The organism is Streptomyces sp. (assembly GCF_035644915.1).
Classification (GTDB): Bacteria; Actinomycetota; Actinomycetes; order Streptomycetales; family Streptomycetaceae; genus Streptomyces.
This window is the reverse complement of the sequence record NZ_DASQNP010000157.1, coordinates 15,383-39,391: the sequence shown is the minus strand read 5'-3', so window position 1 is coordinate 39,391 and position 24,009 is coordinate 15,383. Positions and strand designations below refer to the sequence as shown.

19 protein-coding genes are annotated in these 24,009 nt (G+C 75.0%); 11 read left to right on the top strand and 8 right to left on the bottom strand.

Features of this window, described 5'->3' with window-relative positions; translation table 11 throughout:
* Nucleotides 1-276: 276 nt before the first annotated feature.
* From VE546_RS18050 to VE546_RS18020, 7 genes are all read left to right on the top strand, one after another.
* Nucleotides 277-963 carry an SCO family protein gene (locus VE546_RS18050; RefSeq protein ID WP_324923533.1) on the top strand — a complete coding sequence of 229 codons (687 nt, stop codon included), beginning with the start codon at nt 277-279 and terminating at the stop codon, nt 961-963.
* Nucleotides 960-1,427: a copper chaperone PCu(A)C gene (locus VE546_RS18045; protein WP_324923531.1), complete on the top strand. Its 468-nt coding sequence runs from the start codon at nt 960-962 to the stop codon at nt 1,425-1,427. Before VE546_RS18050 ends, VE546_RS18045 begins: the two co-directional genes overlap by 4 nt.
* 10 nt (nt 1,428-1,437) lie before the next feature.
* Nucleotides 1,438-3,510 (top strand): copper resistance CopC/CopD family protein, encoded by a 2,073-nt coding sequence (locus VE546_RS18040; RefSeq protein ID WP_324923530.1) that lies wholly within the window; start codon nt 1,438-1,440, stop codon nt 3,508-3,510.
* An 87-nt stretch (nt 3,511-3,597) separates the two neighbouring features.
* Nucleotides 3,598-4,875: an iron uptake transporter deferrochelatase/peroxidase subunit gene (gene efeB / locus VE546_RS18035; protein ID WP_324923528.1), complete on the top strand. Its 1,278-nt coding sequence runs from the start codon at nt 3,598-3,600 to the stop codon at nt 4,873-4,875.
* A gap of 56 nt (nt 4,876-4,931) precedes the next feature.
* On the top strand, nt 4,932-5,870 hold the full coding sequence (gene pheA / locus VE546_RS18030; RefSeq protein WP_324923526.1) for a prephenate dehydratase: 939 nt from the start codon (nt 4,932-4,934) through the stop codon (nt 5,868-5,870).
* Between the two features lie 563 nt (nt 5,871-6,433).
* The gene (gene serS / locus VE546_RS18025) at nt 6,434-7,711 is read left to right on the top strand and encodes a serine--tRNA ligase (protein ID WP_324923525.1); all 1,278 of its coding nucleotides are present in this window, start codon (nt 6,434-6,436) and stop codon (nt 7,709-7,711) included.
* Nucleotides 7,708-8,526, top strand: a complete 819-nt coding sequence (locus VE546_RS18020; RefSeq protein WP_324923522.1) for an HAD family hydrolase — start codon at nt 7,708-7,710, stop codon at nt 8,524-8,526. Before serS ends, VE546_RS18020 begins: the two co-directional genes overlap by 4 nt.
* A 477-nt stretch (nt 8,527-9,003) precedes the next feature.
* Here VE546_RS18020 and VE546_RS18010 read toward each other — a convergent pair whose 3' ends face one another.
* The 5 genes from VE546_RS18010 to VE546_RS17990 form a co-directional block, all read right to left on the bottom strand.
* Nucleotides 9,004-9,474, bottom strand: a complete 471-nt coding sequence (locus tag VE546_RS18010) for a MarR family winged helix-turn-helix transcriptional regulator (protein WP_324923521.1) — start codon at nt 9,472-9,474, stop codon at nt 9,004-9,006.
* Nucleotides 9,475-9,543: 69 nt separating this feature from the next.
* Complete coding sequence (locus tag VE546_RS18005) at nt 9,544-10,263, bottom strand: ABC transporter permease subunit (RefSeq protein WP_324923519.1); 720 nt, start codon at nt 10,261-10,263, stop codon at nt 9,544-9,546.
* A 26-nt stretch (nt 10,264-10,289) separates the two neighbouring features.
* Nucleotides 10,290-11,207 carry an ABC transporter ATP-binding protein gene (locus VE546_RS18000; RefSeq protein ID WP_324923517.1) on the bottom strand — a complete coding sequence of 306 codons (918 nt, stop codon included), beginning with the start codon at nt 11,205-11,207 and terminating at the stop codon, nt 10,290-10,292.
* 44 nt (nt 11,208-11,251) lie between these two features.
* Nucleotides 11,252-12,199, bottom strand: coding sequence for an ABC transporter permease subunit (locus VE546_RS17995; protein ID WP_324923515.1), 948 nt, complete (start codon nt 12,197-12,199; stop codon nt 11,252-11,254).
* Nucleotides 12,189-13,244: an ABC transporter ATP-binding protein gene (locus VE546_RS17990; protein ID WP_324923513.1), complete on the bottom strand. Its 1,056-nt coding sequence runs from the start codon at nt 13,242-13,244 to the stop codon at nt 12,189-12,191. The genes VE546_RS17995 and VE546_RS17990 overlap by 11 nt, the downstream gene beginning before the upstream one ends.
* Before the next feature lie 214 nt (nt 13,245-13,458).
* Here VE546_RS17990 and VE546_RS17985 point away from each other — a divergent pair, with 214 nt between their 5' ends.
* Together VE546_RS17985 and VE546_RS17980 are read left to right on the top strand one after the other, a co-directional pair.
* Nucleotides 13,459-15,339, top strand: coding sequence for an SDR family oxidoreductase (locus VE546_RS17985; RefSeq protein ID WP_324923511.1), 1,881 nt, complete (start codon nt 13,459-13,461; stop codon nt 15,337-15,339).
* A 104-nt stretch (nt 15,340-15,443) separates the two neighbouring features.
* Nucleotides 15,444-15,992 carry an RNA 2'-phosphotransferase gene (locus tag VE546_RS17980; protein ID WP_324923509.1) on the top strand — a complete coding sequence of 183 codons (549 nt, stop codon included), beginning with the start codon at nt 15,444-15,446 and terminating at the stop codon, nt 15,990-15,992.
* A 37-nt stretch (nt 15,993-16,029) separates the two neighbouring features.
* Here the strand turns inward: VE546_RS17980 and VE546_RS17975 are convergent, their stop codons facing one another.
* The gene (locus tag VE546_RS17975; RefSeq protein ID WP_324923507.1) at nt 16,030-16,935 is read right to left on the bottom strand and encodes an LLM class flavin-dependent oxidoreductase; all 906 of its coding nucleotides are present in this window, start codon (nt 16,933-16,935) and stop codon (nt 16,030-16,032) included.
* A 463-nt stretch (nt 16,936-17,398) separates the two neighbouring features.
* Between VE546_RS17975 and VE546_RS17970 the strand changes: the two genes are divergently transcribed.
* Both VE546_RS17970 and VE546_RS17965 read left to right on the top strand, forming a co-directional pair.
* Nucleotides 17,399-18,259, top strand: a complete 861-nt coding sequence (locus tag VE546_RS17970; protein ID WP_414720515.1) for a Cof-type HAD-IIB family hydrolase — start codon at nt 17,399-17,401, stop codon at nt 18,257-18,259.
* A gap of 219 nt (nt 18,260-18,478) precedes the next feature.
* Entirely contained in the window at nt 18,479-19,390 is a 912-nt protein-coding gene (locus VE546_RS17965) for an aldo/keto reductase (RefSeq protein WP_324923535.1), read from the top strand.
* A gap of 51 nt (nt 19,391-19,441) precedes the next feature.
* Here the strand turns inward: VE546_RS17965 and cydD are convergent, their stop codons facing one another.
* A complete protein-coding gene (gene cydD / locus VE546_RS17960) occupies nt 19,442-22,978 on the bottom strand; it encodes a thiol reductant ABC exporter subunit CydD (protein ID WP_324923503.1) in 3,537 nt (1,178 codons plus the stop codon).
* Complete coding sequence (cydB, locus tag VE546_RS17955; RefSeq protein WP_324923501.1) at nt 22,975-24,003, bottom strand: cytochrome d ubiquinol oxidase subunit II; 1,029 nt, start codon at nt 24,001-24,003, stop codon at nt 22,975-22,977. The genes cydD and cydB overlap by 4 nt, the downstream gene beginning before the upstream one ends.
* Between the last annotated feature and the right edge of the window lie 6 nt (nt 24,004-24,009).

Sequence of the window (24,009 nt, the reverse complement as noted above, 5' to 3'; positions counted from 1 at the left end):
GGCGGTGGCGCCCGCGGCGAGGGGCGCGGTGGCGAGGGCGAGCCCGAGTGCGCGACGGGTGCGCCGGGGGTGGCGGCGCGGGATGTGGTGCATGGATCCGTATCTTCCGTGCGGTTCTTCCGGCGGTGGTGGGTCGTGGGTGGTGGGTTGCCGGTGCGGGGTCCCGGGAAGGGCCCGGCCCGTGCGGGGGAGCGCGGGCCCTTCCCGGGCCCCCGCGCCGTCAGTCCACCGTCCACCACCCACCACCGCCGAAGAACCGCACGGAAGAACGGACCCATGCACCACATCCCGCGCCGCCACCCCCGGCGCACCCGCCGCGCCCTCGGGCTCGCCCTCGCCACCGCACTCCTCGCCGCGGGCGCCACCGCCTGCGGCTCCTCCGGCGACGGCGGCTCCGGCACCTCCCCGGCCGCCGTCGAGTCCACCGACTCCGCGAAGCGGGGCACCGTCCTGAGCAACCCCTTCGACAAGCCCGACCTGGTCCTCACCGACACCGACGGCAGGACCTACGACCTCCGCGCGGAGACCGAGGGCCACCCGACCCTGCTCTACTTCGGCTACACCCACTGCCCCGACGTCTGCCCCCTGACGATGAGCAACATCGCCGTCGCCAAGTCCAAGCTGCCCGAGGCGGACCAGGAGAAGCTGCGCGTCGTCTTCGTCACCTCCGACCCCGAGCGCGACACCCCCGCCTCGCTGGGGAAGTGGCTGCGCGCCCAGGACCCCGACTTCATCGGGCTCACCGGCGACTTCGACACCATCCGGGCCGGCGCCCGCAGCGTGGGCGTCAGCCTGGAGCCGCCGGTGAAGGAGAAGGACGGCGACATCGTCTCCACCCACGGCACCCAGGTCCTCGCCTTCCTGCCGAAGGACGACAAGGGGCACGTCCTGTACACCTCCGACGTCCCCGTCGAGACGTACGAGAAGGACCTCCCCAAGCTGGTCAGGGGGCAGCTCCCGTGAACCGCCCGCGCGCCCGCCGCGCCCCGTTCCCCGTCCTCGCCGCGGTGCTGCTCGCCGCGGGCGCCGCCGCCTGCGGCTCCTCCGGCCCCGAGCTGGAGGTCGAGGGCGCGTACGTGCCCCAGCCGGTGACCGCCGACACCGCGGGCGGCTTCCTGACCATCCGCAACGACGGCGACACCGACGACGCGCTCACCTCGGTGAGCAGCGACATCTCCGACGACGTACAGCTCCACCGGACCGCCGGCGGGCAGATGCGCCGGGTCTCCTCGCTGCCCGTGCCCGCGGGCGGCGCCCTGGAACTCCGCCGCGGCGGCGACCACCTGATGTTCATGGACCTCGACCGCAGGCCCGTACGGGGCGAGAAGGTCTCGGTGGAGCTGCACTTCGAGAAGTCCGATCCGATCACGGTCGAGATCCCGGTCGAAGCGACCAACCACGTCCCCCGGCAGCCCTCCGAACAGTGAGGCCACCACCATGACCAGCGCCGCCCCCCACACCGCGCCCCGGTCCCCCGCCCGCGTGCCCCCGCGTCTCCGCGCCGTCCTGCTGGCCGTCCTGCTCGCCGTGCTCGGCGTGCTCGGCCCGCTCGGCGCGGCCCCGGCCGGCGCGCACGCCGTGCTGACCGGCAGCACCCCGGCGCAGGGGGAGGTGGTGCGGGAGGCGCCCCGCGAGGTGACGCTCACCTTCACCGAGAGCGTCTCGCTGGCGGACGACTCCATCCGCGTCCTGGCGCCGGACGGCGAACGCGTGGACACCGGCGCCCCCGGGGAGCGGTCCGGCGGCGGGGACGGGAAGGGTTTCCGCTACGGGGTGGGGCTGCGCGGCGGCCTGTCCGACGGCACGTACACCGTCGCCTGGCGGGCGGTCTCGGCCGACAGCCATCCGATCGCCGGCGGCTTCACCTTCTCCGTCGGCGCGCCCTCGAAGACCTCCGTCGCCGTGTCCGGGGAGGAGCCGGGCGGCGGCCCGGTCGGCGTGCTGTACGACCTCGCCCGCTACGCCGCCTACGCGGGCTACCTGCTGCTGGTCGGCGGGGCGGCCTTCGTCCTGGCCTGCTGGCCCGGCGCCGCCGGAATCCGCCCGGTGCAGCGCCTGGTGGTGGCCGGCTGGACCACGCTGACCGCCGCCACCATCGCGGCGCTGCTGCTGCGCGGCCCGTACACCGGCTCGGGCGACCTCGGCGACGCCTTCGACACCGACGGCATCCGGGCGGTCCTGGAGACCAGGCCGGGCACGGCGCTGGTCTCCAGGCTGCTGCTGCTCGCGGCGGCGGCGCTGTTCGTCTCGGTGCTCTTCGGGATGTACGCCCGGCGGAGCACGAGTGGCGACGACGGCGAGCGGGAGCGGCGCGACCGACGCGACCTGGCCTTCGGGCTGGCCGTCGGCGGCACGGTCGTGGCCACCGGGATCGGCGCCACCTGGGCCATGGCCGAGCACGCCTCGACCGGCATCCAGACCGGTGTGGCGATCCCGGCCGACATCGCGCACCTGCTCGCCGCCGCCGTCTGGCTGGGCGGCCTGGCGGCCCTGCTGACCGCCCTGCGGTGGGGGCCCGCCGTTCCCCGCGAGGCGGTGACCCGCTTCTCGCGGCTGGCCCTGGGCGGCGTGGCCGTCCTCGCCGCCACCGGCCTCTACCAGTCCTGGCGGCAGGTCGGCAGTTGGTCGGCGCTCACCTCCACCCCGTACGGGCGGCTGCTGCTGCTCAAGGCCGGGCTGGTGGCGCTGCTGCTGGTCGCCGCCCGGTCCTCCCGCCGCTGGACCGCCCTGCTGGCGGACGCGGCGGCGGAGACGGCGGAGCCGGCGGAGGGGACGGAGGGAACAGCGGAGGCGACGGAGGCCGGGGCGGTGGAGGAGGCCGTACGGGACCGGAAGGAGCCCGTGCCGGTCGGCGCCCCCGTGGGGCGGGACGGCCGGGACGGAGGGGACGGGCGGGCCGGAACCGACGACTCCGCCCCGGCCCTCACCCCCGAGCGCGCCGCGCAGCTCGCGCGCCAGCGCGCCGCCGCCGACGCCGCGCGCCGCAGGCGGGAGCGCGACGCCGATCCCGTACGGGCCGGACTGCGGCGTTCGGTGCTCGCCGAGACGGCCGTCGCGGTCGCCGTCCTCGCCGCGACGACCCTGCTCACCGGCACCGAGCCGGCCCGTACCGCGGAGGCCGCCGCCCGCGCGGACGCGGCGGCGACCGGGCAGCCGTCCGTCGGCGGCAGGCCCGTCTCCCTCGTCGCCCCCTTCGACACCGGCGGCCCCGGGGGCAAGGGGTCGGCCCAGCTCGACCTCGACCCCGGCCGCAGCGGCGGCAACACCCTCCACCTGCGTCTCACCGACCCGGGGGGCCGTGCCATGGACGTGCCGGAGGTGAAGGTCTCCTTCACCCTCGAAGCCCAGGACATCGGCCCGTTGCAGGCATCCTTGAAGGAGGTCGTCGCGGGCCACTGGACGGCCTCCGGCCTCCAACTGCCCATGCCCGGCACCTGGAAGGCCTCCGTGACCGTACGGACCTCGGACATCGACCAGGTGACCGAGCACATGACCTTCCTCCTCCCCTGACCCGGCGCCGCGCAGCACCGCACGGCGCCACCCCCGCACCGTCCCGCACCACAACGGCACCACCCAGAGAACCGGAACAGAGCAGCGATGACAGAGCACCACCCCGACGGCCGCGCCGAGCGCCGCCCCGACGACCGTCCCCGCCTCTCCCGCCGCCGGCTGCTCGGCACCGCGGGGGCGGCGGGCGCCGCCGGACTGGCGCTCGGCGCGGCCGGCGGCGCCCTGGGCACGGCCGCCGCGACCGAGCGGCCCACCGCCCTGGCCACGGTCGGGCGAAGCCGCGTCCCCTTCCACGGCACCCACCAGCCGGGCATCGCCACCCCGCTCCAGGCGCACGGCCACCTCATCGCCTTCGACCTGGTGGCGGACGCGGGCCGCAAGGAGGCCGCCGCCCTGCTGCGCCGCTGGTCACGGGCGGCCGAGGCGCTCATGGCGGGCGAGGCGCCCCCCTCCCGGCTGCACGACACCGGCATCGCCCTGGACGCCGGGCCGTCCTCCCTCACCGTCACCTTCGGCTTCGGCCGGAGCTTCTTCGACCGCACGGGCCTGGCGGCGCGCCGCCCCGCCGCGCTCGCCCCGCTGCCCCCGTTCTCCTCCGACGCGCTGGACCCGAAGCGCTCCGACGGCGACCTGTGGATCCAGATCGGCGCCGACGACGCCCTGGTGGCCTTCCACGCGCTGCGCGCCCTCCAGCGCGAGGCGGCCGGCACGGCCCGGGTGCGCTGGCAGATGAACGGCTTCAACCGCTCCCCCGGCGCCACCCCCGCCCCCCGCACCGCCCGCAACCTGATGGGCCAGATCGACGGCACCAACAACCCCAGGGAGACGGACGAGGACTTCGAGCGGCGGGTGTTCGTGCCCGCCGACGGCGACCCGGCGTGGATGGCGGGCGGCTCGTACGCGGTGGTGCGGCGCATCCGGATGCTGCTGGACGACTGGGAGCGGATACCGCTCGCCGAGCAGGAGAGGGTCATCGGACGCCGCAAGTCGGACGGCGCCCCGCTGTCGGGCGGCTCCGAGACCACCCCGGTGGACCTGGAGAAGCGGACCGCCGGGGGCGACCTGGCCGTCGCCGCCGACGCCCACGTACGGGTCTCGGCGCCGGAGACCAACGGCGGCGCCGCGATGCTGCGGCGCTCCTTCTCGTACCACGACGGCTTCCGCGACGACGGCTCCCCGGACGCCGGGCTGCTGTTCATCGCCTGGCAGGCCGATCCGCTGAGGGGCTTCGTGCCCGTGCAGCGCAAGCTCGACCGGGGCGACGCGCTCTCCCGCTTCATCCGGCACGAGGCGAGCGCGCTGTTCGCGGTGCCGGGCGGCGCCGGCGAGGGCGAGTACGTGGGGCAGCGGCTGCTGGAGGGGTGATGCCCGAAGGCCGAGACCGGCCGCTGGTCACCCGGCCGCGCCGTTACTGTGGCCGTATGTCGCCAGCGAGCCGCTACACCTACCTGGGCCCCGAGGGCACCTTCACCGAGGCCGCGCTCCGCACGCTTCCGGAGGCGGCCACCCGCGAGCTGGTGCCGATGGTGTCGGTGCCCGCCGCGCTGGACGCGGTGCGGTCCGGGGAGGCGGGCGGCTCCCTGGTGCCGATCGAGAACTCGGTGGAGGGCGGGGTCACCGCCACCGTGGACGAGCTGGCCACCGGCGAACCGCTGATGATCTACCGCGAGGTGCTGCTGCCGATCGCGTTCGCGCTGCTGGTGCGGCCGGGCACCACGCTGGACTCGGTGAAGACGGTGACCGGGCACCCGGTCGCCCAGCCGCAGGTGCGCCGCTGGCTGGCGGAGCACCTGCCGCACGCCCAGTGGGAGTCGGCGGCCTCCAACGCGGACGGCGCCCGGCTGGTGCAGGAGGGGCGGTACGACGCGGCGTTCGCGGGCGAGTTCGCGGCGGCGACGTACGGCCTGGTGCCGCTGGTCACCGGCATCCACGACGCGGAGAACGCGGAGACGCGCTTCGTGCTGGTCGGCCGGCCGGGGCGGCCGGCGGCGCGGACGGGCGCGGACAAGACCTCGGTGGTCCTCTGGCTCGGCGACGACCACCCGGGCGCGCTGCTGGAACTGCTCCAGGAGTTCGCGGTGCGGGGCGTCAACCTGGTGCGCATCGAATCACGGCCGACCGGCGAGGGCATCGGCCGGTACTGCTTCTCGGTGGACGCCGAGGGGCACATCACCGACCGGCGGGTGGGCGAGGCCCTGATGGGGCTGCGGCGGATCTGTCCGCGGGTGCGCTTCCTGGGGTCGTATCCGCGGGCGGGCATCGACCCGTCCCAGATCACCCCGCTGCGGCGGGGGACGACGGACGAGGAGTTCGCGGACGCGTCGGACTGGCTGGCGCGCTGCGTCGACGGACGGGCCTGAGGGGACGGCCGGGGCGGCGGTCGGCAGGGCGGTGGAATTCCACAGGGTTATCCACAGGGCGGTTTCACGGCCTGTGCACAACGCAACACGGTAAACGGACATTTGAGACAAATCCCTCCTCTGTTTCCGTAGTGCACATACCGGTACAGACCTCCTCCCCTTCCGGCAATTACCTTGATCGGCGCACAGAAGGGCGGCATTTCCGCCCGAAAGAGCGTGTATACAAGGGGGAGAAGGGGAATCGATGGCCGAGCACGCGCCCCGGCGGATCGCCCCTCCCCCGCCTTCCACAGGATTTCCAGAACTCCTGTGGAAAACCTCGGTCTCGCCCCCCGCTCCTGTGGATAACCCGGCCCCCGGCCCGGCGGCAGGCCGCCTCCGCCCCGCCCGGGACGGCAGGATTCCCGTCCACTCCGCGCTCCGGCACCCCCCGGCGCGGTGACACCGGGAATTCCTTTGACGCTCCCCTTCCTCTTTTCCGACAGGAATTAACAGAAGCCACATCACGGTACGTACCGCCATATCGGGTCGAGCGCGCCGCCGACCCCCGGTACCCTGGCCGCGTGATTGACCTTCGCCTGCTCCGTGAGGACCCAGACCGTGTGCGCGCCTCCCAGCGCGCCCGTGGAGAGGACGTCGGCCTCGTCGACGCCCTGCTCTCCGCCGACGAGCGGCGCAGGTCCTCCGGCGTCCGCTTCGACGAGCTGCGCGCCGAGCAGAAGCAGCTCGGCAAGCTGATCCCCAAGGCCACCGGCGAGGAGAAGGCCGAGCTGCTCAGGCGCGCGGGCGAGCTGTCCGCCGCCGTCAAGGCCGCCGACGCCGAACGGGACGAGGCCGACGCCGAGACCCAGCGGCTGCTCCTCCAACTCGGCAACCTCGTCCACCCCGACGTCCCCGTGGGCGGCGAGGACGACTTCACCGTCCGCGAGACGCACGGCACCCCGCGCGACTTCGCCGCCGAGGGCTTCGCGCCCAGGGACCACCTGGAGCTCGGCCAGGCGCTCGGCGCGATCGACGTCGAGCGCGGCGCCAAGGTCTCCGGCTCGCGCTTCTACTACCTCACCGGCATCGGCGCCCTGCTGGAGCTGGCCCTGGTCAACGCCGCGATCGCCCGGGCCACCGAGGCGGGCTTCACCCCGATGCTGACCCCGGCGCTGGTCAAGCCGCGCGCCATGGAGGGCACCGGCTTCCTCGGCCAGGCCGCCGAGAACGTCTACCACCTGGAGAAGGACGACTACTACCTGGTCGGCACCTCCGAGGTCCCGCTCGCCGGGTACCACATGGACGAGATCCTCGACGCGGAGAAGCTGCCGCTGCGGTACGCCGGCTTCTCCCCGTGCTTCCGCCGCGAGGCGGGCTCGTACGGCAAGGACACCCGCGGCATCTTCCGCGTCCACCAGTTCGACAAGGTGGAGATGTTCTCCTACGTCGCCCCCGAGGACTCCGAGGCCGAGCACGAGCGGCTGCTGGAGTGGGAGAAGCAGTGGCTGACCGCGCTGGAGCTGCCGTTCCGGGTGATCGACGTCGCCACCGGTGACCTGGGCGCCTCCGCGTCCCGGAAGTTCGACTGCGAGGCGTGGATCCCGACCCAGGGCAAGTACCGCGAGCTGACGTCCGCCTCGAACTGCAACGAGTTCCAGGCGCGGCGGCTGTCCATCCGGATGCGCGAGGGCAAGAAGGTGCGCCCGCTGGCGACGCTGAACGGCACGCTGTGCGCGGTGCCCCGCACCATCGTGGCCCTGCTGGAGAACCACCAGCAGGCCGACGGCTCGGTGCGGGTCCCCGAGGTCCTGCGGCCGTACCTGGGCGGGCGCGAGGTGCTGGAACCCGTCGCCAGGTGAGTACCGGACCTTCGGGCTTCCCCTACCGGCTGGTCGCCACCGACCTCGACGGCACACTGCTGCGCAGCGACCACACCGTCTCGGCCCGCACGCGCGACGCGCTCGCCGCCGCCACGGCGGCGGGCGCCGCGCACATCGTGGTCACGGGCCGCTCCGTGCGGTGGACCCGGCACATCCTGGAGGACCTGGGTTATGGGGGCCTGGCGGTCTGCGGCCAGGGCGCCCAGGTCTACCACGCCGGCGAGCACCGGCTGCTGGCCTCGGTGACGCTCGACCGGGAGCAGGCCCGGCTGGCGCTGGACCGGATCGAGGCGGAGACCGGGCCGCTGGCCGTCGCCGTCTCCCGGGACGGGCTGGACGGCGACGTGCTGTTCGGACCGGGCTACCGGCTGCTGGGGGAGGAACTGCCCGTGACGTCCGTCGCCGATCCGGCCGAACTGTGGGCGGCGCCCCTGAACAAGCTCTACCTCCAGCACTCCGGGCTGGAGGACGACGCCCTGGCCGAGGTCGCCCGGCGGGTCGCGGGTGACCTGGTGACCGTGACGGTCTCGGGCGAGGGCATCGTCGAGATGCTGCCGCTGGGCCTGTCCAAGGCCAGGGGGCTGTCGATCGCCGCGCGCCGCCTGGGCCGCCCGGCGGAGCGGACGATCGCCTTCGGCGACATGCCTAACGACGTCCCCATGCTCGCCTGGGCCGCCCACGGGGTCGCCATGGCCGACGCGCACCCCGACGTGCTGGCGGTGGCCGACGAGGTGACGGCGTCGAACGACGAGGACGGCATCGCGGTCGTCCTGGAGCGGCTGCTCGCCGCCTGACGCCCCGTGGGAACCGCGGGGCGCCCCGCCCCGCCGCCTGTCCTCCCGCCATGACACGCACGGCACGCGCAGCGGTGATCAGCGGCGACGGCACGGGCATCGGGCTCGCGACGGCTCGATCGCGGCCTACCGGGGCCCGGGCTCGCCCGCGTACGCGGCGGGCAAGGCGACACCGCACCCGTACGCGCACGACCTGGCGCGGCGGCCGGCCGGGCGCGGGATCGCGGCGGACCCGGTCGCGCCGGGCCACGTCGGGGACACCGGGTTCTTCGGCCCCGGCGGACTCCCCGAGGAGCGGCGGCTGCGGACCGGCGAGATCCTCGACGGCCGCGCGGGCACTCCCCGGGACGGGGCCGCCGCACCGGCCGGCCTCACCGGTGGCGCAGGTCAACGGCGGCGCGGAGGACGGGCGTCGACGGACACGGCGGACGCCGACCGGGCGCCGACGGGCACTGACGGACCGGTCCGCCCCGGCCGCTACTCCGGGGCCGGGCCCTCCCTCGTCCCCTCCAGGACCGCCCGGCACATGGCGTGGAGCTGCCCGGTCTGCTCGGGGGTGAGGTGGTCGAACAGGGAGCGGCGCACCTGCTCCACATGGCCGGGGGCGGACTTCTCCAGCGCGGCGAACCCCTCGTCGGTCAGCGTGGCCAGGGTGGTGCGGTGGTCGGCGGGGTGCTGGGACCGCCGGACCCAGCCCCTGCCCTCCAGCTTGGCGACGGCGTGGGAGAGCCGGCTGGCCGAGGAGCGGGTGATCCTCGCCAACTGGCTCATGGTGAGGGTGCGGTCGGGCGCCTCGGAGAGCATGGCCAGGATCTGGTAGTACGCCAGGGGCATCCCGGCGTCGCGCTGCAACTGCCGGTCCAGCTCCTCGCGTATGCGCTGGGTGGCGCCCAGGAAAGCCCGCCAGGTCCGCTGTTCGTCGTCGTCCAGCCACCGCGTCGTGCCCATGTTTCCAGCCTACGAGCCCCGGGCGCGGTACCGGCCGGGCCGCCGCCGGCGGGCGGCGGCCCGGCCCGCTCACTCCTCGCCGGCGAGGGTGAGGGTGCGCAGCTTCCGCCCGGCGTACCAGGTGCCCGCGACGGTCACCACCGCCAGCAGCACGGCGGCGGTGGTCAGACCGACGTCGGAGGTGATGCCCGCGTCGGGCGCGGTCCGCTCGGCCAGGGCCAGCGCCCACTGCTGGACGCTGAGCGTGCGGGCGCCGGCGACCAGGCTGCCGAAGAGCGCCTCCCAGATCAGGGCGTAGATCAGGCCGAAGACGACGGCGTGCCGGCTGACCGTGCCCAGCAGCAGGAAGACGGCGCTGTAGGCGACGGAGGCGGCGACCGCGGCGACGGCGTAGGCGACGGCGATCTGCCCGCTGTTGCCGTTGAGGATGAAGCCCGCGGCCAGCATGGGGACCGCCGAGAACACCATGGTGACGGCGATCGCGACGGTCAGTTTGGTGAGGATGATCGTGGGCCGCTTCAGCGGCTTGGCCAGCAGGTAGACGATCGAGCCGTCGTCGATCTCCGGGCCGATCGCGCCCGTCCCGGCGATCACGCCGATCAGCGGGACCATGGTGGCCAGCGCGAAGCCGCCGAGCACCTCGGTGGCGACCTCGTCGTCGGCGCCGGTCAGCAGGCGGATCGCGACGGAGATCAGCAGGAGCAGGGCGGGCAGGGCGAACAGGATCAGTGCCCGGCGACGGCCGAGCAGGGCCCGGTAGGTGAGCCGGGCGACCGTGGGGTCGTACATCGCGGTGAGGCTCCTTGGACTGGTTGCTAGGCCGTGACGAGGTAGGAGAAGACGCTCTCCAGGGACTCGTCCGAGGGCGAGACCGTGAGGAGCCGGATGCCGTGCTCGCGGGCGATGCGCGGAAGCTGCTCGGTGAAGCGCGCGAAGTCGACGGCCTGGACGCGCAGGGCGCGCTCGGCCGGGTCGAGTTCGATGCCCGCGGTGCAGGGGTCGGCGATCAGCGCCGCGGCCAGCGCGCGGTCGTCGCTGGAGCGCACCAGGTAGCGGTGGGGCCGGTCGGTCATCAGCCGGCGGATGCGCCGGAAGTCGCCGGAGGCCGCGTGCCGCCCGGCGACGATCACCTCGATGTGGGAGGCGAGCTGCTCGACCTCCTCCAGGATGTGGGAGGAGAACAGCACCGTGCGGCCCTCGGCGCCCATCCGCCGCAGCAGCTCCATCAACTGCATCCGCTGGCGCGGGTCCATGCCGTTGAACGGCTCGTCCAGCAGCAGGACGGAGGGGTCGTGGACGAGCGCGGAGGCCATCTTCACGCGCTGGCGCATGCCCTTGCTGTACGTGGAGATCTTCCGGTCCTCGGCGTACTCCATCTCCACGGTGGCCAGGGCCCGGCGGGCGGCGGCGCCCGGGTCGGGCAGGCCGTGCAGCTCGGCGTTGGCGAGGACGAACTCGCGGCCGGTGAGGAAGTCGTACATCGCCTCGCGCTCGGGGACGATGCCGATCTCCTTGTAGACCTGCTCGTTGCGCCAGATGGTCGTTCCGTCGAGGGTGACGGTGCCGGCGGAGGGGGCCAGGAAGCCGCCCATCATGTTGATCAGCGTGGACTTGCCCGCTCCGTTGGGGCCGAGCAGGCCGGTGACACCGGGGCCTATGTCCATCGTGACGTCGTTGACGGCGACCACGTTGCCGAACCAGCGGGACACGTGGTCGATGTGGATCGTGGTCATGGGTTACGCCGCCCTCTTCTTCGTTTCCGCGTCGTTCACAGGTGTCACAGCCCCGCCCTGCGGTAGCGCCCCATCAGCGCGCCCCAGCAGAGCGCGACCAGGCCGAGGATGGCCAGGACGTAGACGACCGAGGCGGCGGTGCCGGGCTCGTACCCGCCGGGGAAGCCGGAGGGGGCGCCGAGGAACGCCGACTGGAAGCCGTCGACGAGCGAGGACGGGGACCCGAGCCCCAGCCAGGGGACGACACCGCCGTTGCCCTGCTCGTAGGCGATGGCCTGGACGGTGGTGACGGCGAAGTACGGGATGGTCAGCACGGCGATGACCGCGGCGACGCCGAAGCCCCGGCGGGGGGTGAGGGCGGCGACGACCAGACCGACGCCCGCGTAGACGACGGAGAGCAGCGCGACCGCCACCAGGCCCTGGAGGAAGCCGGTGGTCTGGTCGCCGAAGTCGAGCTTGGCCAGCAGCGCGCCCGCGTACATGACCACCAGCGGGGCCGCGGTGAACAGGAAGAGGGCCGCGGCCATGGCGAGGTACTTGGCCGCCACGTAGTCGACGCGCTCGATCGGACGCGAGAAGTACAGCGGCACGGTCCGGAAGCGCAGGTCGCGGGAGACCGACTGCGGCGCCTGGGAGGCGAGGTAGAGGCCGATGACCGGCTGCATCATCAGCCAGTACTCGGTGTAATCCACCTCCAGTTGCTTGGCGCCGGCGACCACGGCGACCGTGACCAGGATGCCCGCGGGCAGGCACATCACGGCCAGCAGCACGAACGGCAGCACCTTGGACTTCGCCGAGCGGCCGAGGCCGTACGCGCCGCGCAGGGACTGGGAGAACAGCGAGCGGCGGGCGTAGGAGCGGCCCAGGCGGGGGCCGTCGTAGTGGCGGTAGCCGATGTTGTGGATGCTGGCGTCCTCGCCGCGCGGAGCGGCGGTGGCGGCGGTGCCCGGGGTGGTGGTCCCGGCGGTGCTCGTGCTCGGTTCAGGCCGCATCGGTGCTGCCCCTTTCAGCGGTTCCGGCGGTTCCGGCGGTTCCGGCGGCGGCGGTGTCGGCGGTCTGGAAGACCTCCGCGATGCGGTGCCTGCGCTGTTCCATCCGCACCAGGCCGAGGCCCAGCTCCGCGACCGCGTCCCGGACGGTGTCGTACGCGGCCCCGGCGGCGTCGGTGCCGGCGCCCGCGGCCACCTCGACCAGCAGGACGCGCCCGGCACCGGGCAGTCCGTCGCCCGCGCCGGCGGGGGACACGGTGAGCCCGGACCCGGTGAGGGCCGCGCGCAGGGCGGCGGTGCCGTCGGGGTGGGCCTCGGTGTCGGTGACCTCGACCGCGAGGGTGGTGGTCCGCTGGGTGAAGTCGGCGGTGGAGGAGGAGCGCAGCAGCCGGCCGCCGTCGATGACGACCACGTGGTCGCAGGTGCGCTCCAGCTCGCCCAGCAGGTGGGAGGTGACCAGGACCGAGATGCCGAAGTCGGTGTGGATGCGGCGGATCAGGCCGAGCATGTCGTCGCGGCCGACCGGGTCCAGGCCGTTGGTCGGCTCGTCCAGCAGGACCAGTTGCGGGTCGTGGACCAGGGCCTGGGCCAGTTTGACCCGCTGCTTCATGCCGGTCGAGTAGCCGCCGATGGGCCGGTAGCGCTCCTCGTACAGGCCGACGTGGCGCAAGGTGTCGGCGGTGCGCTCGCGGGCGGCGGTGGCGGGCAGGCCGGACATCCGCGCCATGTGGACGACGAACTCCGTCGCCGAGACGTCGGGCGGCAGGCAGTCGTGCTCGGGCATGTATCCGACGCGTTCGCGGATTCCGGCGCCCTGGGTGGCGACGTCCATGCCGAGCACGGAGGCGGTTCCCTCGCTGGCCGGGGAGAGGCCGAGCAGGATCTTGATCAGGGTCGACTTGCCCGCACCGTTGGCACCCACCAGGCCGGTCACGCCCGGTGTGATCTCCATGGTGAGCCGGTCGAGCGCGGTAACCCTGGGGAACCTCTTGCTGAGGTTTTCGGTCGCGATGACAGTCACGCGACCGACCGTAGTGGCGGCGGTCACGGAACGCGTCACTCCGGGGGCGTGGATGTCCCTCGTACTGGAGGTGTACATGCCCCTAGGGGCAGGGGGTCTCCAGCAGGGTCGCGATGCGGTGTCGCGATGGGTGTCGCGTCCGGTGCCGCGAGCGGTGTCGCATCCGGTGTCACGGCGCGGGGATCGGCTACCCGGTACCCCGGGACCGCGCGGTGCCGTGGCGCGGCGGAAGGAGGGCCACATGGACGCCGGGGAGACCACCACCGGACGGGCGGCGACCGCGGGGACGATCGCGGGGGCGCGGGAGCGGTGGGTCCGCACCGGCGGCGTCGAACTGTGCGTCGCCGAGCTGGGCGGGACGGCGGCCCCGGGCGGCGGCCGCCGCCCGACGGTGGTCCTGCTGCACGGCTACCCGGACACCAAGGAGGTCTGGGCGCGGGTCGCCGCGCGGCTCGCGGACCGCTTCCACGTGGTGCTGTACGACGTGCGCGGTTTCGGGAGGTCGTCGGCGCCGGAGCCGCTGCGCGGGGGCTTCACGCTGGAGAAGCTGACCGGCGACTTCCTGGCGGTCGCGGACGCGGTGAGCCCCGACGCCCCGGTGCACCTGGTCGGGCACGACTGGGGGTCCGTCCAGGGGTGGGAGTTCGCCACGGCCGACCGGACCCGGGGCCGGATCGCCTCCTTCACCTCGCTGTGCGGGCCGTCCCTGGACCACCTGGGGCACTGGTTCGGCAGGCGGCTGACCAGGCCGACCCCGCGCCGGGTCGTCCAGGCGCTCGGCCAGGGCGTCCGGTCCTCGCACGTGTACCTGATGCACGCGCCCGCCGTGCCGGGGCTGGTGTTCGGCACGCTGTGGCCCGCCGTCCTGCGGCGCACCGTGCGCCGCGCCGGGGGGCTGCCGGACGGCGCCGCCTACCCCACCGCCTCGGCGCCCTCCGACGCCGCGCACGGGGCCTGGCTGTACCGCGACAACGTCCGGGCCCGGCTGCGCCACCCGCGCCAGGACGCCTACGCCCACGTGCCCGTCCAGCTCATCACGCCGACCGGGGACCCCTTCCTCTCCCCGGCGGTCCACGACGACCTGGAGCGGTGGGCGCCGCGGCTGACGCGCCGCACGCTCCGCGCGGGCCACTGGGCGCCGCTCACCCGGCCCGACCGGCTCGCCGCCTGGATCGGCGCGTTCGCCGACGCGTGCGAGGGGCGGCGGGACCGGGGAGACGGACGGGGAGGCGGCGGAGGTGGAGAGAGCGGAGGGGGCGCGGCGGCCGTGGTGCGCGGCGGGCGGCGCGGCGCGTACGCCGAGTACTTCGGCGGCCGGCTCGTCCTGGTCACCGGCGCGGCCCGGGGCATCGGCCGGGAGACGGCGCTGGCCTTCGCCCGGGCGGGCGCCCGGGTCGTCGCCGTGGACATCGACGGCCGGGGCGCGGAGCGCACGGCCGAGCTGGCACGGCGCAGCGGCGCGGAACGGGCCTGGGCGGAGACCGCCGACGTCGCCGACGGACGGGCGATGGAGGCGCTCGCCGAGCGGGTGGCCGCCCGGTACGGCGTGGTGGACGTACTGGTCAACAATGCCGGGATCGCGGCGGCCGGGCCGTTCCTGGAGCACACCGTCGACGACTGGGAGGCCGTCCTCGGCACCAACCTGTGGGGCGTCATCCACGGCTGCCGCCTCTTCGGGCGGCAGATGGCCGAGCGGGGGCAGGGCGGCCACATCGTCAACGTCTCCTCCTGCGCCGCCTACGAGCCCACCCGCGCCCTGCCGGCGTACTGCACCTCCAAGGCGGCGGTGCTGATGCTCAGTCAGGTCCTCCGCGCCGACCTGGCCGGAGAGGGCATCGGGGTCTCGGCGGTCTGCCCCGGCGTCGTCAGCACCGCGATCCTGGACGACACGCGCTTCCGGGGCACCGACGAGGCGGACCGCGAGGGCCGCCGCAAACGGGCCCGCCAGGTCTACCGCATCCGCCGGTTCCCGCCGGAGAAGGTCGCCGACGCGGTGCTGCGCGCGGTGGTGAAGGACCGGGCGGTGGTGCCGGTGAACCTGGAGGCGCGGGCGGGCCTGCTGCTGTCCCGGCTGGCGCCGGGCCTGCTGCGGGCGGCGGCGCGCATCAACGTCCGGGCGTGACCGCACGGGCGGTGCGGGCACCTGCGGGCGCGCGGACGTACGGGCGGAAGGGGTCGCGGAAAACCGGGTGCCCCGCACCGGCCGCCGGGGCACCCTGGTCCGGTATGGACGACCGGCGCGCCACGCGCATCTCGAAGTACCTCTCGCGCCACCTGCGGCACGACCCCGGGCGGATCGGCCTCACCCTGGACGCGCACGGCTGGGTGGAGATCCCGCGGCTGCTGGAGGCCGCCGCGCGCGACGGCCTCCGCCTCACCCGCGGGGAGCTGGAGGAGGTCGTCGCCGGCAGCGACAAGCGGCGGTTCTCCATCGACGCCCGCCGGGACCGCATCCGGGCCAACCAGGGCCACACCGTCGCGGTGGACCTGGGCCTGCCGCCCGCCGAGCCGCCCCCGCACCTCTACCACGGCACGGTCGGCCGGAACCTGGCCGCCATCCGGCGGGACGGCCTGCGGCCCATGGAACGCCACGACGTCCACCTCTCCCCCGACCGGGAGACCGCCACCGCCGTGGGGGCGCGACGCGGGAGGCCGGTGGTGCTGGTGGTCGACTCCGGGGCGATGCACCGGGACGGGCACGAGTTCAGGGTGAGCGAGAACGGGGTGTGGCTGGTGGGGCACGTACCGCCGGAGTACCTCCGCTTCCCCGGCTGACGCACCGGGTCCGGCGGGCCCGGCCCCGGGCCGGCGGTCAGGAGAGCTGTCCGGGCGCCTCGGTGGCGATCTCCTCGAAGACCTCCGGATCGGCCTCGAACATCGTGCCGTCGATCGGCCAGTGCAGCACGATCTCGTCGATGCCCAGCTCCCGGTACGTCCCGGCGAAGTCCACGAAGGCGCCGAGGGACGCCAGGGGGCGGTCGGGGGTGAAGCCGGTGAGCAGGATCTTCGGCAGCCCGGCGGCGTCCCGCCCCTCCTCCGCGCAGATCCGCTCCAGGCGTTCGAGCTGCGCGCGGATCGCGGCGCGCGAGTCCTCGGCCGTCCCGCCCGCGGCGACCACCTTCGGGTCGCCGGTGGTCACCCACGCCTGCCCGTACCGCGCCGCCAGCCGCATGCCGCGCGGTCCGGTGGCGGCCACCGCGAAGGGGACGCGGGGCCGCTGCACGCAGCCGGGAACGGTGCGCGCCTCGTGGGCGGAGTAGTACTCCCCCCGGTGCGTGACGGCGCCCTCGGTCAGCAGCCGGTCCAGCAGGGGCAGGAACTCACCGAAGCGGTCGGCCCGCTCGCGCGGCGTCCACGGCCGCTCGCCGGGCCCCAGCAGCACTGTGGCGTCGTAGCCCGTGCCGCCCGCGCCGATGCCCAGCGTGATCCGGCCGCCGGAGACGTCGTCGAGGGTGATCAGTTCCTTGGCCAGGGTGACCGGGTGCCGGAAGTTCGGCGAGGTCACCAGGGTGCCGAGCCGTATGCGCCCGGTGGCCGTCGCGGCGGCGGTGAGGGTGGGCAGCGCGCCGAACCAGGTGCCGTCGCGGAAGGGCTCGCGCCAGGAGAGGTGGTCGTAGGTGTACGCGGTGTGGAAGCCCAGTTCCTCGGCCCGCCGCCACCTCTCGCGCCCGCCCTCGGCCCAGCGCAGGACGGGGAGGATCACGGTGCTCAGTCGCATTCCCCGAGCGTATGCGGACGGGTGTGCGGGCCCGGGCGGCGGGCCGGTGCCGGGGGCGCGGCCGTCCGGCGCCTTCCGGTAGGGGCGTCCCGACCAGATGCGGACAACCGTACGAACGGCGGCGGGAGCGGCGGGGCGCCGCGCGTCCGGCACCGGGTCCGCTCCCCGCACCCCCGGGCCGCGGTGGCGCCGCGTGCGGTACGGCGCCGCCCGGTCCCACCGGCGCTGACCTGCGGCGCTCGCGGGACGGCCCGGCGCCTTCCGGCCCGCGGGGGCCGACGGGCACCGGGCCGGGGCCCCGGAACGGCGGGCCCGGGAGGGCGCGCGGGCCGGTTCGGGTGGGTGCGCCGGGCGGGGCGGGGGCCGGGTCGTTGACTGTCCGTGTCCATCCGGTTTCGGAAGCATTCGTTCCGTGGCTCATTCGGGCACCTGAACGCACGGCTGTGCGGGCATATGCGCGAGGATGGGGACCGTGACTCTTGCCCCTGTGCTTCCGACGACGCGTCCGCGGCTCATCGCCACCGACCTGGACGGCACGCTGCTGCGCGACGACAAGTCCGTCTCCGACCGCACGGTGGCGGCGCTCGCCGCCGCCGAGGAGGCCGGGATCGAGGTCTTCTTCGTCACCGGTCGGCCGGCGCGCTGGATGGGCGTGGTCAGCGACCACGTCCACGGGCACGGGCTGGCGATCTGCGCCAACGGCGCGGCCGTCGTCGACCTGCACCGCGGACGGCGGGTGGTGTCCGTGCGGGAGCTGCCGACCGCCACCGCCCTGGCCGTGGTGAAGGAGCTGCGGACGGCGACGCCGGAGGTGAACTTCGCCGTCGAGCGGACCGGCGGCATCCACTACGAGCCGCTGTACCCGCAGTTCCACCTCGACCCCGGGGCGATGGTGGCGCCGGTCGAGGAGCTGCTGTCGGAGGACTCCGAGTACGCGGACGAGCCGGTCCTGAAGCTGCTGGCCCACCACGCCGAACTGGCGCCGGACGCCTTCCTGGAGCTGGCCCGCACGGTCGCGGGCCACCACGCGGAGTTCACCCGGTCCAGCCCCAGCGCCCTGCTGGAGATCAGCGGCCCCGGGGTCAGCAAGGCCAGCACCCTGGCGCTGTGCTGCGAGCGGCGCGGCATCGCGCCCGGGGAGGTCGTCGCCTTCGGCGACATGCCCAACGACCTGGAGATGCTGACCTGGGCCGGCACCTCGTACGCCATGGCCAACGCCCATCCCGACGTGCTGGCCGCCACCACGCACCGCACGGCCAGCAACGAGGAGGACGGCGTGGCGGCCGTCATCGAGCGGCTGCTGGGCCTGCCGCCGGCCGCCTGACGTCCGCAAAGCCGCGCAGGAACGTTCCCGCGCCCCTTCCGTCACGCCTTCCATCACAGTGTTCGCCCGGTGTCCGCCCGTCCCCGCTTGCCTTGGAGCGCTCTCCAAGCGCCAGCATGAGTGCCCCGAGCCCGCGGCGACGGCCCGCGGAGCGAGCGAGAAGGCGAGGGGACCGCTGTGGGCACACCCGCGAACGCACCGCGTTTCGCCCTGGGAGCCATGGACTTCGGCACGCGCGTGGACGCGAGGACGTCGATGGAGCTGCTGGACCGGTTCGCCGACCGGGGCGGGCGGTGGATCGACACCGCCAACTGCTACAGCTTCTGGCTCGACCCCTCCGGCGTCGGCGGCCAGAGCGAGACCGTGATCGGCGACTGGCTGGCCGCCCGGCCCGGCGTCCGCGACCGGGTGCTGATCAGCACCAAGGTGCGCCATCAGCCGACCGTGCCCGGCAGGTGGCCGGAGTCCGCCGAGGGGCTGTCGGCCCCCGTCATCCGCCGGGCGGTGCGGGAGAGCCTGGAGCGGCTGCGCACCGACCGCATCGACCTGTACTGGGCGCACGCCGAGGACCGCGAGGTGCCCCTGGAGGAGACGGTCGCCGCCTTCGGCGAGGCGGTCTCGGACGGGCTCGCACTCCGGCTGGGCGCGTCCAACCACGCCGCCTGGCGCGTCGAACGCGGTCGCGCCATCGCCCGCGAGCTGGGCGTGACGGGCTGGACGGCCCTGCAACTGCGCCACTCCTACCTCCAGCCGCGGCCGGGGGTCGTCCTCCCCGAGAGCGGACACCGACTGGCGACCGCCGAGTCGCTGGACTACGTGCGCAGCGAGCCAGGCATGGAGCTGTGGGCCTACTCCTCGCTGCTGTGGGGCTCCTACACCCGCCCCGACCGGCCGCTGCCCGAGCACTACGACCACCCCGGCACGACACGGCGCCTGGCCGCGCTGGCCGAGGTGGCGGCCGAGACCGGCGCCACCGCCAACCAGGTCGTCCTGGCGTGGCTGACCGGCGGGGACCCATCCGTCGTCCCGATCGTCGGGGTGAGCCGCGCCGAACAGCTCGACGAGGCGTTCGACGCGATGGAGCTGCGGCTGACCGACGAGCAGCGGCGGCGGCTGGACGAACCGGCCTGAGGAATCCCCGGACCAGAGGCGCCGGCCCGGGCGGCCGGTGCCGGGCGGGGCTCAGCCCCGCCCGGCGCCCGCGCCCGCCGGCTCCCCGGCGATCCGCTCCCGCTCCAGCATCCGCCGGAAGGGGCCGTCCGCCGCGGCCAGTTCCCGGTACGTCCCGCGCTGGACCACCCGGCCGCCGTCGAGCACGACCACCTCGTCCACGGCCTCCAGGCGGGCCAGGCGGTGGGTGATCAGCACGGTGGTGCGGCCCTCGGTGGCGGCCAGCAGGTCGGCGGTCAGGGCGTCGGCGGTGGCCAGGTCGAGGTGCTCGGCGGGCTCGTCCAGCACCAGGACGGGGAAGTCGGCCAGCAGCGCGCGGGCCAGCGCCAGGCGCTGCCGCTGGCCGCCGGAGAGCCGGGCGCCGTACTCGCCGACGAGGGTGTCCAGTCCCTCGGGGAGGGTGTCGACCCAGGAGTCGAGGCGGGCGGCGGCCAGGGCCGCGCGCAGTTCGCCGTCGGTGGCGGAGGGCCGGGCGAGGCGGAGGTTCTCGCGCAGGGAGCTGTCGAAGATGTGCGCGTCCTGGGCGCACAGGCCGACGTGGCGGCGTACGGCGTCGCCGTCGAGGCGGGTGGCGTCCACCCCGTCGCTCCCCAGGGCGTAGCCGCCCTCCTCGGGGTCGAGGAAGCGCAGCAGCACGTGGGCGAGGGTGGTCTTGCCCGATCCGGAGGGCCCGACGACCGCGACGCGGTGGCCGGGGGTCAGGCGCAGGTCCACCCCCGCCAGGGCCGGGCGGTCCTGGCCCGGGTGGCGGGCGGTGACGCCGGTGAGGACGACGGGGAACGGGGAGCCGGGTGCCGGGAGGGGGCGCTCCGGCTCGCGCACGGGCGCGGGGGCGTCGGCGACCTCCCACACGCGCTCGGCCGAACGGCGGCTGCGCTGCCGGTACTGGACGGCCGACGGCATCCCGACGACCGCCTCGAACGCGGCGAGCGGGGTCAGGACGACCACCGCCATCAGCAGTCCGTCCAGCCGCCCGTCGTGGACGGCGGCGGCACCGGCCCAGGCGGCGACGGCCACGGTGAGCCCGGTGGCCAGCGCGGACAGCCCGCCGCCGAGCGCGGTGACCGCGGAGCTGCGGGCGGCCAGCCGGGTCAGGGCGGCGTCGGCGGCGCGTACGGCCTCGGCGCGGCGAGGCAGCGCGCCGGCGACGGTCAGCTCGGCGGTGCCGGTGAGCAGGTCGACGGTGCGGGCGGTGAGGTCGCCGCGGGCGGGCGCGAGCTGCCGCTCGGTGCGGCGGGCGACGGCGGCGGCGAGCGCGGGGACGACCACGCCGGCGGTGAGGAGGCCGGCGGCGAGGGCGGCCCCCGCCTCGGGGAGCAGCCACGCGGTGAAGCCGGCGGCCGCCGCGGAGACGGTGACGGCGACGGCGGCCGGGAGCAGCCAGCGCAGGAAGTAGTCCTGGAGCGCGTCGACGTCGGCGACCAGCCGGGCCAGCAGGTCGCCGCGCCGGGTGTGGTGCAGCCCGGCGGGGGCGAGGCGTTCCAGGCGGCGGTAGACGGTGACGCGCAGGTCCGCCAGGACGCGGAACACGGCGTCGTGGGAGACCAGGCGCTCGGCGTAGCGGAAGACGGCGCGGCCGATGCCGAAGGCGCGGGTCGCGGTGACGGCGACCATCAGGTGGAGGACGGGGGGCTGCTGGGAGGCGCGGGAGATCAGCCAGCCGGACACGGCCATGAGGCCGATCGCGCTGAGGAGCGCGAGCGCTCCCAGGAACAGGGCGAGGGCGAGGCGTCCGCGCAGGGGGCGCGCGATCCGGCGCACCCGGGCCAGGGGGTGCGGCGCGGGCGCGGCCCCGGACGCGGGGTACGCCGGCTCCGGGACCGGCACCGGCCCGCCGCCGTCCGTGCCGCTGCCCACCTCTCCGTCCGCCCCGCCGTCGCGGGACGCCGCGTCGACGGGCGCGGCGGCACCCGTCCCCTGTTGGGCGCCGTCCGGCGCCAGGCGGACGACGCGGTCCGCGACCGCGAGGAGCGCGGGGCGGTGGACGACCAGCAGGACGGTACGGCCGCGGGCCAGGCGCGCGACCGCGTCGACGACGGCGGCCTCGGTGGCGCCGTCGAGGGCGGCCGTCGGCTCGTCCAGCAGGAGCAGCGGGCGGTCGGCGAGGAAGGCGCGGGCCAGGGCGACGCGCCGGCGCTGACCCGCGGAGAGCCCGGCGCCCAGCTCGCCGAGGAGGGTGTCCGGGGAGAGGTCGGGGGCGCCCGCGTCGCGGAGGGCCTGGGCGACCTCGGCGTCGGTGGCGTCGGGACGGGCGAGGCGGACGTTCTCGGCGATCGTCCCGGCGAACAGGTGCGGGTGCTGGGGGACCCAGGCGATCTGGGAGCGCCAGGTGGCGGGGTCGAGGGTCGAGAGGTCCGCGCCGCCGACGCTGATGCGGCCGGAGGCGGGGCGGACGAAGCCGAGGAGGGCGCCCAGGAGGGTCGTCTTGCCGGAGCCGGAGGGGCCGGTGATGGCGACCGTCTCGCCGGGTGCGACGGAGAGGGTGGTGGGGGGCAGCGAGTCGGTGGTGCGGCCCTCGTGGCGGACGGTGAGGCCGTCGAGGGTGATGGTGGCGGTACGGACGTCGGGCGCGGGGGTGGTGCCGGCGGGGGCCGGTGCGGTCTCCAGGACGTCGAAGACCTCCCCGGCGGCGGCGAGTCCCTCGGCCGCCGCGTGGTAGTGGACGCCGACCTGGCGCAGGGGGAGGTACGCCTCGGGGGCGAGGACCAGCACGACCAGGCCGGTGTGGAGGTCGAGTTCGCCGTGGACCAGGCGCATGCCGATGCCGACCGCGACGAGCGCCACGGAGATGGTGGCCAGGAGTTCCAGGACGAAGGAGGAGAGGAAGGCGATCCGCAGGGTGCGCAGGGTGGCGCGGCGGTGGTCGGCGGTGATGGCGCGGATGTTCTCGGCCTGGGCCTTGGCCCGGCCGAAGACCTTGAGGGTGGGCAGGCCCGCGACGACGTCGAGGAAGTGCCCGGAGAGCCGGGCCAGCAGGCGCCACTGGCGGTCCATGCGGGCCTGGGTCGCCCAGCCGATCAGGACCATGAAGACCGGGATGAGCGGGAGGGTGACGACGATGGTCGCCGCGGAGATCCAGTCGTCGGTGAGGATGCGGGCCACCAGGGCGGCGGGGACGACGACGGCGAGGGCGAGCTGGGGCAGGTAGCGGGCGAAGTAGTCGTCGAGCGCGTCGATGCCGCGGGTGGCGAGGGCGGCCAGTTCGCCGGTGCGCCGGTTCCCCAGCCAGGCGGGGCCGAGGGCGGTGGCGTGGTCCAGGAGGCGGAGGCGGAGCTCGGACTTGACCGCGGCCGAGGAGCGGTGGGCGGCCAGTTCGGTGAGCCAGGAGACCAGGCCGCGGCCGAGCGCGGTGGCCGCGAGGAGGAGCAGGGGGGTGCGGAGCTCGGCGGGGGCCGCCTCCTGCTGGAAGGCCCGTACGACCACTTCGGCGATCAGCACGGCCTGGGCGATGACCAGGCCCGCTCCGGCCAGGCCGAGCACCACCGCCGCGGCGAGGAAGACGCGGGTGGTGCGGGCGTACCGGAGCAGGCGTGGGTCGACGGGTTTCATGGGCGGCTGGATTCCGGTTCCTGGTGGGGGGCGTCGGCGATGTGCTGGGTGCCGATGCGCTTGCGGAAGACCCAGTATGTCCAGCCCTGGTAGAGGAGCACGAGCGGAGTGGCCAGGGCGGCCAGCCAGGTCATGATCGTCAGGGTGTAGTGGCTGGAGGAGGAGTTGGTGACCGTCAGGCTCCAGGCCGGATCGGTGGTGGAGGGCATGACGTTCGGGTAGAGGGCGAGGAACAGCGTGGCCACGGTGGCCGCCACGGTCACCCCGGACAGGGCGAAGGACCAGCCCTCGCGTCCGGCCGCGATCGCGCGGACGGCGGTGGGCAGGGCGAGGGCGGCCACGGCCAGGGCGGCCAGGCTGGTGGCGTCGCCCCGGTCGGCCTGGGTCCAGGCGAGGAAGGCGAACGCGAGGGCGGCCGTGGCCCAGCCGAGGGGGACGGCCAGGGCGCGGGCGCGGGTACGGACGTCGCCGACGGTCTTCAGGGCGGTGAAGACCGCGCCGTGGAAGGTGAACAGGGCCAGGGTGGCCAGGCCGCCGAGGAGCGCGTACGGGTTGAGGAGGTCCGGCAGACCGCCGGTGTACTCCTTGTCCGCGTTGATGGCGACGCCGCGCACGATGTTGGCGAAGACCACCCCCCACAGGAAGGAGGGGAGCAGGGAGCACCAGAAGATGGCGCGTTCCCAGTTGGTCTGCCAGCGCTCCTCGGGGCGCTTGGCCCGGTACTCGAAGGCGACGCCCCGGACGATCAGGCAGACCAGGATCAGCAGGAGGGGCAGGTAGAAGCCGGAGAAGAGGGTGGCGTACCAGTCGGGGAAGGCGGCGAAGGTCGCGCCCCCGGCCGTCAGCAGCCAGACCTCGTTGCCGTCCCAGACGGGCCCGATGGTGTTGATCAGCACGCGGCGCTCGGCGCGGTCGCGGGCCAGCAGGCGGGTGAGGACGCCGACCCCGAAGTCGAAGCCCTCCAGGAAGAAGTAGCCGGTCCACAGGACGGCGATGAGGACGAACCAGACGTCGTGGAGTTCCATCGCGGG

What these genes read in the sequence shown, in the direction of transcription:
- VE546_RS17995 (WP_324923515.1), bottom strand. Translation starts at nt 12,199, where the DNA reads ATGCGGCCTGAACCGAGCACGAGCACCGCCGGGACCACCACCCCGGGC.
- VE546_RS18000 (WP_324923517.1), bottom strand. Translation starts at nt 11,207, where the DNA reads ATGACCACGATCCACATCGACCACGTGTCCCGCTGGTTCGGCAACGTG.
- VE546_RS18005 (WP_324923519.1), bottom strand. Translation starts at nt 10,263, where the DNA reads ATGTACGACCCCACGGTCGCCCGGCTCACCTACCGGGCCCTGCTCGGC.
- VE546_RS17985 (WP_324923511.1), top strand. Translation starts at nt 13,459, where the DNA reads ATGGACGCCGGGGAGACCACCACCGGACGGGCGGCGACCGCGGGGACG.
- VE546_RS17965 (WP_324923535.1), top strand. Translation starts at nt 18,479, where the DNA reads ATGGACTTCGGCACGCGCGTGGACGCGAGGACGTCGATGGAGCTGCTG.
- VE546_RS18040 (WP_324923530.1), top strand. Translation starts at nt 1,438, where the DNA reads ATGACCAGCGCCGCCCCCCACACCGCGCCCCGGTCCCCCGCCCGCGTG.
- VE546_RS18050 (WP_324923533.1), top strand. Translation starts at nt 277, where the DNA reads ATGCACCACATCCCGCGCCGCCACCCCCGGCGCACCCGCCGCGCCCTC.
- efeB (WP_324923528.1), top strand. Translation starts at nt 3,598, where the DNA reads ATGACAGAGCACCACCCCGACGGCCGCGCCGAGCGCCGCCCCGACGAC.
- VE546_RS17975 (WP_324923507.1), bottom strand. Translation starts at nt 16,935, where the DNA reads ATGCGACTGAGCACCGTGATCCTCCCCGTCCTGCGCTGGGCCGAGGGC.
- cydD (WP_324923503.1), bottom strand. Translation starts at nt 22,978, where the DNA reads ATGAAACCCGTCGACCCACGCCTGCTCCGGTACGCCCGCACCACCCGC.
- pheA (WP_324923526.1), top strand. Translation starts at nt 4,932, where the DNA reads ATGTCGCCAGCGAGCCGCTACACCTACCTGGGCCCCGAGGGCACCTTC.
- cydB (WP_324923501.1), bottom strand. Translation starts at nt 24,003, where the DNA reads ATGGAACTCCACGACGTCTGGTTCGTCCTCATCGCCGTCCTGTGGACC.
- VE546_RS17970 (WP_414720515.1), top strand. Translation starts at nt 17,399, where the DNA reads ATGGGGACCGTGACTCTTGCCCCTGTGCTTCCGACGACGCGTCCGCGG.
- VE546_RS18010 (WP_324923521.1), bottom strand. Translation starts at nt 9,474, where the DNA reads ATGGGCACGACGCGGTGGCTGGACGACGACGAACAGCGGACCTGGCGG.
- VE546_RS17980 (WP_324923509.1), top strand. Translation starts at nt 15,444, where the DNA reads ATGGACGACCGGCGCGCCACGCGCATCTCGAAGTACCTCTCGCGCCAC.